This is a genomic window from Mycobacterium sp. 1245852.3 (assembly GCF_001669335.1).
Taxonomy (GTDB): domain Bacteria; phylum Actinomycetota; class Actinomycetes; order Mycobacteriales; family Mycobacteriaceae; genus Mycobacterium; species Mycobacterium europaeum_A.
Genome location: NZ_LZLL01000626.1, coordinates 21,062 through 29,162, shown reverse-complemented (window position 1 = coordinate 29,162; position 8,101 = coordinate 21,062). Strand labels below are relative to the sequence as shown.

At 69.0% G+C, this 8,101-nt stretch carries 10 protein-coding genes; 4 read left to right on the top strand and 6 right to left on the bottom strand.

Features of this window, described 5'->3' with window-relative positions:
- The first annotated feature begins 370 nt into the window (after positions 1-370).
- Positions 371-913 carry a phage holin family protein gene (locus A9W96_RS29225; protein WP_066878111.1) on the top strand — a complete coding sequence of 181 codons (543 nt, stop codon included), beginning with the start codon at positions 371-373 and terminating at the stop codon, positions 911-913.
- Positions 914-1,873 carry an alpha/beta fold hydrolase gene (locus A9W96_RS29220; protein WP_067144639.1) on the top strand — a complete coding sequence of 320 codons (960 nt, stop codon included), beginning with the start codon at positions 914-916 and terminating at the stop codon, positions 1,871-1,873.
- Between the two features lie 10 nt (positions 1,874-1,883).
- On the opposite strand, the gene marP is transcribed toward A9W96_RS29220, so the two are convergent.
- The 4 genes from marP to nth are packed head-to-tail and all read right to left on the bottom strand — an operon-like array spanning position 1,884 to position 5,307.
- Positions 1,884-3,077: an acid resistance serine protease MarP gene (gene marP, locus A9W96_RS29215; RefSeq protein WP_066867749.1), complete on the bottom strand. Its 1,194-nt coding sequence runs from the start codon at positions 3,075-3,077 to the stop codon at positions 1,884-1,886.
- A gap of 5 nt (positions 3,078-3,082) precedes the next feature.
- Positions 3,083-3,898 (bottom strand): CoA pyrophosphatase, encoded by an 816-nt coding sequence (locus A9W96_RS29210; protein ID WP_066878091.1) that lies wholly within the window; start codon positions 3,896-3,898, stop codon positions 3,083-3,085.
- A 29-nt stretch (positions 3,899-3,927) separates the two neighbouring features.
- On the bottom strand, positions 3,928-4,596 hold the full coding sequence (locus tag A9W96_RS29205; protein ID WP_066878092.1) for a TlpA disulfide reductase family protein: 669 nt from the start codon (positions 4,594-4,596) through the stop codon (positions 3,928-3,930).
- Between the two features lie 30 nt (positions 4,597-4,626).
- Positions 4,627-5,307, bottom strand: coding sequence for an endonuclease III (gene nth / locus A9W96_RS29200; protein WP_066867642.1), 681 nt, complete (start codon positions 5,305-5,307; stop codon positions 4,627-4,629).
- Positions 5,308-5,480: 173 nt separating this feature from the next.
- Between nth and A9W96_RS29195 the strand changes: the two genes are divergently transcribed.
- Together A9W96_RS29195 and crp are read left to right on the top strand one after the other, a co-directional pair.
- Positions 5,481-5,876, top strand: a complete 396-nt coding sequence (locus tag A9W96_RS29195) for a hypothetical protein (RefSeq protein WP_231999957.1) — start codon at positions 5,481-5,483, stop codon at positions 5,874-5,876.
- 104 nt (positions 5,877-5,980) lie between these two features.
- On the top strand, positions 5,981-6,655 hold the full coding sequence (gene crp / locus A9W96_RS29190) for a cAMP-activated global transcriptional regulator CRP (protein ID WP_036465140.1): 675 nt from the start codon (positions 5,981-5,983) through the stop codon (positions 6,653-6,655).
- Between the two features lie 165 nt (positions 6,656-6,820).
- On the opposite strand, the gene A9W96_RS29185 is transcribed toward crp, so the two are convergent.
- Complete coding sequence (locus tag A9W96_RS29185) at positions 6,821-7,624, bottom strand: MBL fold metallo-hydrolase (RefSeq protein ID WP_067021855.1); 804 nt, start codon at positions 7,622-7,624, stop codon at positions 6,821-6,823.
- 5 nt (positions 7,625-7,629) lie between these two features.
- Positions 7,630-8,097: a RidA family protein gene (locus A9W96_RS29180; RefSeq protein ID WP_067144635.1), complete on the bottom strand. Its 468-nt coding sequence runs from the start codon at positions 8,095-8,097 to the stop codon at positions 7,630-7,632.
- Positions 8,098-8,101: the final 4 nt, after the last annotated feature.

Sequence of the window (8,101 nt, the reverse complement as noted above, 5' to 3'; positions counted from 1 at the left end):
CGCCGATCGGAATCCGGACGTCAGCGGCGGCGGCGCGGACAGGCGAACCCAGCACAGCCGCGAGCAGGGCGACCATCGCCAGTAAGAAGCATCGGTGCGCCCTCCGCACGGCCCCACTCCCATCGGTCGGCCGGACATCGCGACCGGCTTGGCCGAGTCTAATCGGCAACCATGTGATGGTCGCTTTGCAAAGCGCGTCGCCCGCGCGGCGTCGCCGACCGCCTTCTGTGCGAAGCGAACTGGCCTCGGCACTCTCGAACCCCGCGCCGCAGTGCCCGGCCGGCCTCGTCTGGCTTCTCCTGTCCAGGCACCGCATGGCAACATGAACCGCGACGACAGCGAGCCGGGCAACGACGAAAGAGGACCGTCTGTGAGCAAAGCCGATGGCAAGAACGGTGTGCCCAGCACCCTGACCACCATTCCGTTGACCGACCCGCATGCCAAATCCGCCGAGCCGTCGATCGGTGACCTGATCAAAGACGCCACCACCCAGGTGTCCACTCTGGTGCGCGCCGAAGTCGAACTGGCGCGCGCCGAAATTACCCGGGACGTCAAAAAGGGGCTGACCGGGAGCGTCTTCTTCATCGCCGCGCTGGTGGTGCTGTTCTACTCCACCTTCTTTTTCTTCTTCTTCATCGCCGAGCTGCTCGACACCTGGCTGTGGCGCTGGGCGGCGTACCTCATCGTGTTCGGCGTGATGGTGGTGGTCGGCGCCCTGTTGGCGCTGCTGGGCTTCCTCAAGGTCCGCCGGATCCGCGGACCGCGCCAGACGATCGAATCGGTCAAGGAGACGCGCACCGCGCTCACCCCGGGCCACGACAAGGCCCCCGGCGGTGCCCGGCAGCTCCCCGAGTCGCAAGGCAAGCACGCGAAGCCCGCAAACGGCGCCGCCGCCGATCCATCGGGTTGGTAGATGGCGCCGCCCGATCCGTCGGTAACCCGCATCGACGGGCCGTGGCGCCATCACGATGTGCACGCCAACGGCATCCGCTTCCACGTCGTCGAGGCCTCAGGCGATGCCGACGCCCGGCCGGCGACGTCGCGCCCGCTGGTGATGCTGCTGCACGGTTTCGGATCGTTCTGGTGGTCGTGGCGTCATCAGCTGCGCGGGCTGCGCGGGGCGCGGGTGGTGGCCGTCGACCTGCGGGGTTATGGGGGCAGCGATAAGCCGCCCCGCGGCTACGACGGCTGGACGATGGCCGGCGACGCGGCCGGACTCATCCGGGCGCTGGGCCACTCCTCGGCGACTTTGGTGGGCCACGCCGACGGCGGGCTGGGCTGCTGGGCCACCGCCCTGCTGCATCCGCGGCTGGTGTCGGCGATCGCGCTGATCAGTTCGCCGCACCCGGCGGCGTTGCGGCGATCGACGTTGACGCGACGCGACCAGGGTTACGCGCTGTTGCCGACGCTGCTGCAATACCAGATACCGTTGTGGCCCGAGCGCCTGTTGACCCGCGACGACGCCGCCGAAATCGAGCGCCTGGTCCGCAGCCGCAGCTGCGCCAAATGGCTTGCCTCCGAAGACTTTTCCGGAACAATCGGCCACCTGCGCACGGCCATCCAGATCCCGGGGGCCGCGCACAGCGCACTGGAATATCAGCGCTGGGCCGTCCGCAGCCAGCTGCGCGACGAGGGCCGGCGCTTCATGAGATCGATGAGCCAGCAGCTCAGCGTTCCGCTGTTACACCTGCGCGGCGACGCCGATCCCTACGTGCTGGCCGACCCGGTCGACCGAACGCAGCGCTACGCATCTCAGGGACGCTACGTATCCATCTCCGGCGCAGGGCATTTCAGCCACGAAGAGGCGCCCGAGGAAATCAACAGGCACCTGACGAAGTTCCTCGAACAGGTGCACCCGACCCGGGCGAGGTGAGCGCGGTGGCTCAGCCGACGCAGGACCCGGTGCCCACCAGCTGGGTATCGCCGACCCGGGCAAGCTGACTGGCCACCTCGTCGGCGGTAAGCACGAAGCCGGTGTCGGGGTCGTCGACCGCCGCGCCGAACACCACCCCGAGCACATGCCCGTCGAGATCGATCAGCGGCCCACCCGAATTACCTTGCTCCACACTGGCTCTGATCGTGTAGACGTCACGGGTGACCGGCGCCGGATCGCGGTAGATGTCGGGACCGCTGAGCTTGATCAGCTCGCGGATCCGGGCCGGGGTCGCGGTGAAGTTCCCACCACCGGGATACCCCAGGACCACGACGCTGGCGCCGGTCTTCGCGTCGCCCTGGGCGAAAGTCAACGGCGGCGGGGGCAGGTTGGGAACGGACAGGATCGCGATGTCGACCGCCGGATCGTAGGACACCACCGTGGCGTCCAGCGGATTGCCGCTGGCGTAGATCTGAACGCTGTTGGAACCGGCCACCACGTGCGCGTTGGTCATCACCCGGTCGGGCGCGATGACAAAACCACTGCCCTCCAACACTTTCTGGCAGCTGGGGGCCAGGCTGCGCACCTTGACCACGCTGGGCGCGGTGGCCTGCACCACCGGGTTGCCGGCCAGCTCGGGATCGGGCGAGGCGACCGGGATGACGGGGGTGCGGCTGAACGGCTCCAGCACCGCGGGCAGACCGGAGGTGTTCAGCAGCGCCGAAAGCCGCTTGGGCACCGTCTTGAGCCAGGGCGGCGCTACGTCGTTGACCTGAGCCAACACTCGCGAGCCGCGGACCGCCGCGGCCAGTTCCGGCTGGTCCTTGGACTGGGTCAACGGCGTGGCCAGCAACCACGCCGCGGTCAACACCACGACCAGTTGGACCGCCACCCCGATGACCGAGTCGACCGTCCGGATGGAACGGCTGCGGATCGCACCCCGGACGGCGCGTCCCAGCACCACACCGGCGACCTCACCGATGACCACCAGCGCGAGGATCAAGAACAGTGCGGCAAACAATTTCGCGCGCGGGGCGGCGATGTGGCTGACCAGATGCGGCGCCAGCAGCACCCCCGCGATGGCGCCCAGCAACACCCCCACGAATGACAGCAACGAGCCCAACGCGCCCGACCGCCAGCCCGAGACCGCCGCGATGAACGCAACCGCCAGCACGGCGACATCCAGCCACTGCGACGGGGTCATCGAATTCACCGCGACCCGCCCCCCTCGCCGACCAACGCCATCGCGGCGTCCAACTCCCGCTCGTCGGTGGTGTCCCACGGCTGGGCCCAGCCCGCGACGTCGAGCAGCGCAGAAATCACCTGGCCAGTGAATCCCCAGACCAGCATCTCGTTGAGCAGAAACGCCGGGCCGGCCCACCGGCGGCCGAGATCGCCGCGGTACACCATCAGCCGGTTTTCCGGGTTGACGAAGGCGCGCAACGGAACTCGCGCCACGATCGCCGTTTCGGCCTCGTTGACGACGGCCACCGGACCGGGATCCGGCGAATAGGCCAGCACCGGGACGACGTGGAACTGCGACGGCGCGATGAACATCTTCTCCATCGTCGCCAGGGGATAGAGCCGGCTGACGTCGATCCCCGTTTCCTCGCGGGCCTCGCGCAGCGCGGTGTCCACCGGGCCGTCGTCGGTGGGATCGGAGGCGCCGCCGGGAAACGCCGCCTGGCCGGCGTGGTGGCGCAGGGTCGAGGCCCGCACGGTAACCAGCAGGTCGGCGTCGTCGGGGAAACCACCATCGGGCGGGCCGGATTCCGAACCGGAGAACAACACCAGCACTGCGGCTTCCCGGCCGCCGCCGCGCAGGGCCGTCACCGCGGACGCGGCCTTGCTGGTGATCATCGCCAGCACATCGGCCGGCAGTCGGCGCCGGGCCGCATCGGGAACGTCATCGACATGGTCGAGCAGCGGACGCAGCCAGGACGGGCAGGCGTCAGGCCGCAACGGAACGGCCCCGCGCGCCGGGGCGGGGTCCCCATTCCGCAGGGGCGAACCCCCAGCACTCACGGCCCCTCCAGTCGGTTCAATTTTTCCGCTTATCCCCTGTCTTTGCCGATCGCGGCCGCGATCTCATCGGCAGTGGTGAAAGCTCGTGGCAGCGTCTGGGCAACGCTACCGTCCGGCCGCAGGACCACCGTCGCGGGCATCACATTAACCACCCGCAGCGCGGCCGCGACCCGGCGACGACCGTCCTGCAGGGTCGGCAGGCGCACCCCGAGCTCGGCCAGCCGCAGCAGGGCGGCCGTCTCGTTCTCGTCTTGATGCACCGTCACCACCGTCACGTCCGAACCGGCCCGACGTTGATACTCGGCCATCGCGGGCAGTTCGGCGGCGCACGGCGCGCACCAATACGCCCACAAGTTGAGGACCACCCGGCGTCCGGCCACCGCGCGGCCGACGTCGACAACCGAGCCGTCGGCGGCGCACTCCGCCGTCACACCGCGCAGCGCCTCGGGGCCGGGACCGTTTCCGGCGCCGGGGCACGGCGACAGGTTGGCGCGCTGCCGCGGCCCCGCCAACGCGGCGGGCGTATCGGCGTCGCGGTGTTCCCGGTCGGCCACCGGCCGGTTGCCCGCGGGCGTGGCAGTCCTGTCGGAGTCGTCGCGCAGCTGGGCGACCAGCGCCGCGATCAGCGCCACCACCACCGCCAGGATCGCGATGTGCCAGCGGGCCCTGCGGGTCAGCGTCGGCCTCCAGGTAGGCATTGCGTCCCTGCGCGTAGGTCGCGGACCGGCTTACAGCCCGGCCAGGGCGAGCAGGTGCTCGGTTTCCGGCCCCTTCACCAGCGGCGCGGCCAGCGCCGCCTCGGTGGGCCCCAGGCCGAAGGACGGGCAGTCTTTGGCGATCAGGCAGACGCCGCACGCCGGTTTGCGCGCGTGACACACCCGGCGGCCGTGAAAGATCACCCGGTGGCTCAGCATGGTCCACTCACCGCGTTCGATGAGCTCGCCCACGGCGTGCTCGATTTTGACCGGGTCCTTGTCGGCGGTCCAGCGCCACCTGTGCACCAGCCGCGCGAAATGGGTGTCGACGGTGATGCCGGGGATCCCGAAGGCGTTGCCCAGGATGACGTTGGCGGTCTTGCGTCCCACCCCCGGCAGCGTGACCAGTTCCGCCATGGTCGACGGCACCTCGCCGTCGAAGCGTTCGACCAGGGCCTGCCCCAAACCGATCAACGAGGAGGCCTTGTTGCGAAAGAAACCGGTCGGGCGGATCAGGTTCTCCAGTTCGGCACGGTCGGCTTGCGCGTAGTCCAGCGCCGAGCGGTACCGCTTGAACAGCGCCGGAGTGGTCAGGTTGACCCGCTTGTCCGTGCTCTGCGCCGACAGGATGGTGGCGACGGTCAGCTCCAGCGGCGTCGTGAAATCCAGCTCGCAGTGCGCATCCGGAAACGCTTGCGCCAGAGCACGATTCATCCGCCGCGCCCTTCGCACCAGGCCCACCCGGGTTTCCTGCGACCACCGTCGCGCATCGGCGGCGCCGGACGGGGCCGGAGCCGATTTCGAACGCCCGGACGACTTCGCCGCTGTCACCTACGACAGAGTACTGATTTCGTGATCTGGCCGAGACCCCGTGTTGATTCAAGGCCATGTTTACTCTTCGTGTGTCGTGGTTGCTGGTGGCCGGCGTTCCGGTGCTGCTGATGCTGGCGGCGCTGGGTCTTGGGCGGCTCGAATCGGAGCTCGCCCCCCACGCCACGGCGGTGGCCGACGTCGACGAATTCCTCGAGCTTGCCGGCGGAGTGGACATGCACACGCTGGCGTCCGAAGGCATGCCGGAGGCGTTGGAATACCTGCATCGGCGCGAGCTCGCGCAGCTGCCCACGGCCCCGACGAGCGGGCGCACCGGCGGCCCGCGTCACGCCGCGCCGTCGTTCGCCGTCGGCTTCGTCGACCGCGACGAGATTACATTACCGACGCGGATACACGGCCATTCGCACGTCAATCCGCAGTTTAGGGCACCTCGACACGCCAATCGTGTGTAGCGTTGGCACGTTGGACACAACGGCGTACCTCTAGACTCGTCACGCGAGCAAGGGGTTAGCCTGCCCGTATCACATTAATTTTCTGGGAAAGTTGAAGAGGCAACGTGGACGAGATCCTGGCAAGGGCAGGAATCTTCCAAGGGGTTGAACCCGGCGCAGTCACAGCACTGACCAAGCAGCTGCAACCCGTCGACTTCCCCCGCGGACACACGGTCTTCGCCGAGGGGGAACCCGGTGATCGGCTGTACATCATCGTCTCGGGGAAGGTGAAGATCGGTCGCCGTTCCCCCGATGGACGCGAGAACCTGCTGACGATCATGGGCCCGTCGGACATGTTCGGCGAATTGTCGATCTTCGATCCGGGGCCTCGAACGTCCAGCGCCACCACCATCACCGAGGTGCGGGCGGTGTCGATGGACCGTGACGCGCTGCGGGCGTGGATCGCCGACCGCCCCGAGATCGCCGAACAGCTGCTGCGGGTGCTGGCCCGACGCCTGCGCCGCACCAACAACAACCTGGCTGACCTCATCTTCACCGACGTGCCCGGCCGGGTGGCCAAGCAACTGCTGCAGCTCGCCCAGCGGTTTGGCACCCAGGAGGGTGGCGCGATGCGGGTCACCCACGACCTGACGCAGGAAGAGATCGCGCAGCTGGTGGGGGCGTCCCGCGAGACGGTGAACAAGGCGCTGGCCGACTTCGCCCACCGCGGCTGGATCCGCCTGGAGGGCAAGAGCGTGCTGATCTCGGACTCCGAACGGCTCGCGCGCCGAGCCCGCTAATCCGTGCGGCGCTTCACCGTTCCCCGCCTCACCAGCCCCATGGGCACCGTCTGGGCACCATGCGGTTACTTCACAACGTGTTAGCGCCGGCGCTATCGCATTTCAGAAAAACTGTGCGCTCCCAGAGCCGGAACCGATGCGGCGGTAGTGACTGGCGGGGACGCCCTACGCCGACGACTCGGCGCGCAGGAAATTGAGCTGCACCTGCACCGACCATTCGGCGGCATCCCAGAGCTTCTCGTCGACATCGACATAGACGTGTTCGACGATGCGGCGGGCGCTGGCGTCCTCCCCCAGCTCCCGCAACGCAGAACGCACCTGATCGAGGCGCTCCCGCCGGTGCGCAAGATAGCCCTCGGCGACGCTCGCCAGGTCGGTCAGCTCGGGGCCGTGTCCGGGCAGTACTCCCCGTCGGCCCAGCCCGCGCAGGCGCCGCAGGGATTCCAGGTAGTCCGTCAGGCTGCCGTCCTCCTTGTCGAGAACGGCGGTCCCGCGGCCCAGCACGGTATCGGCGGTCAGCACGGCATCGTCGAGCAGGAACGACAGCGAATCGGCGGTGTGGCCGGGCGTCGCCATGACCTTGATCTTGAGGCCGGCGGCGTCGATCACCTCGCCGTCGGTCAGCTCGCCGCCCAGGCCGCGCAGAAAACCGCTCCCTGCCGAGCGCACGGTCGCGCCGGTCAGCTCGACCAGCTTGTCGATGCCGTCGGTGTGATCGCTGTGCCGGTGGCTGATCAGGACCAGGGCGATACGGCCCAGCGCGGCGACCCGCGCGATGTGGTCGTCGTCGTCGGGCCCGGGATCCACGATGACCAGTTCGTCGCTGCGCGGGCCGCGCAACACCCAGGTGTTGGTGCCCTCGAGCGTCAGCAGACCGGGGTTGTCGGCCAACAGGACCGACGCGGTGTCGGTGACCGCCCGCAGCTTGGCGTACGCGGGGTGGGTCAGCGACTCGGCGGCCTCGGTCACGGGCGTCAGCCGACCTCGACGATCAGCTCCACTTCCACCGGCGCATCCAGTGGCAGCTCGGAGACGCCGACCGCCGACCGCGCGTGCGCGCCATGCTCGCCGAACACCTCGCCGAGCAGTTCGGAGGCCCCGTTGATGACGCCGGGCTGGCCGTTGAACCCCGGGGCCGACGCCACGAACCCGACGACTTTCACCACCCGGGTCACCGCGTCGATGCCCACCAGCGAGTTGACGGCCGCCAGCGCATTGAGCGCGCAGATCCGCGCCAGCGCCTTGCCCTCGTCGGGGCTGACGTCGGCGCCGACCTTGCCGGTTCCCAACAGCTTTCCGGTCTGCATCGGCAACTGGCCGGAGGTGTAGATCAGGTTGCCGGTGCGCACCGCCGGGACGTAGGCGGCCAGCGGCGCGACCACCTCCGGAAGCTCGAGGCCGAGCTCCCCGAGCCGGGCCTTCCAGGAAGGCTGAGCGCTCATCGAG

Excerpts from the sequence above, each read along its gene's own strand:
- nth (WP_066867642.1), bottom strand. The coding sequence starts at position 5,307 with ATGAATCGTGCTCTGGCGCAAGCGTTTCCGGATGCGCACTGCGAGCTG.
- marP (WP_066867749.1), bottom strand. The coding sequence starts at position 3,077 with ATGACCCCGTCGCAGTGGCTGGATGTCGCCGTGCTGGCGGTTGCGTTC.
- A9W96_RS29205 (WP_066878092.1), bottom strand. The coding sequence starts at position 4,596 with ATGCCTACCTGGAGGCCGACGCTGACCCGCAGGGCCCGCTGGCACATC.
- A9W96_RS29195 (WP_231999957.1), top strand. The coding sequence starts at position 5,481 with ATGTTTACTCTTCGTGTGTCGTGGTTGCTGGTGGCCGGCGTTCCGGTG.
- A9W96_RS29180 (WP_067144635.1), bottom strand. The coding sequence starts at position 8,097 with ATGAGCGCTCAGCCTTCCTGGAAGGCCCGGCTCGGGGAGCTCGGCCTC.
- A9W96_RS29220 (WP_067144639.1), top strand. The coding sequence starts at position 914 with ATGGCGCCGCCCGATCCGTCGGTAACCCGCATCGACGGGCCGTGGCGC.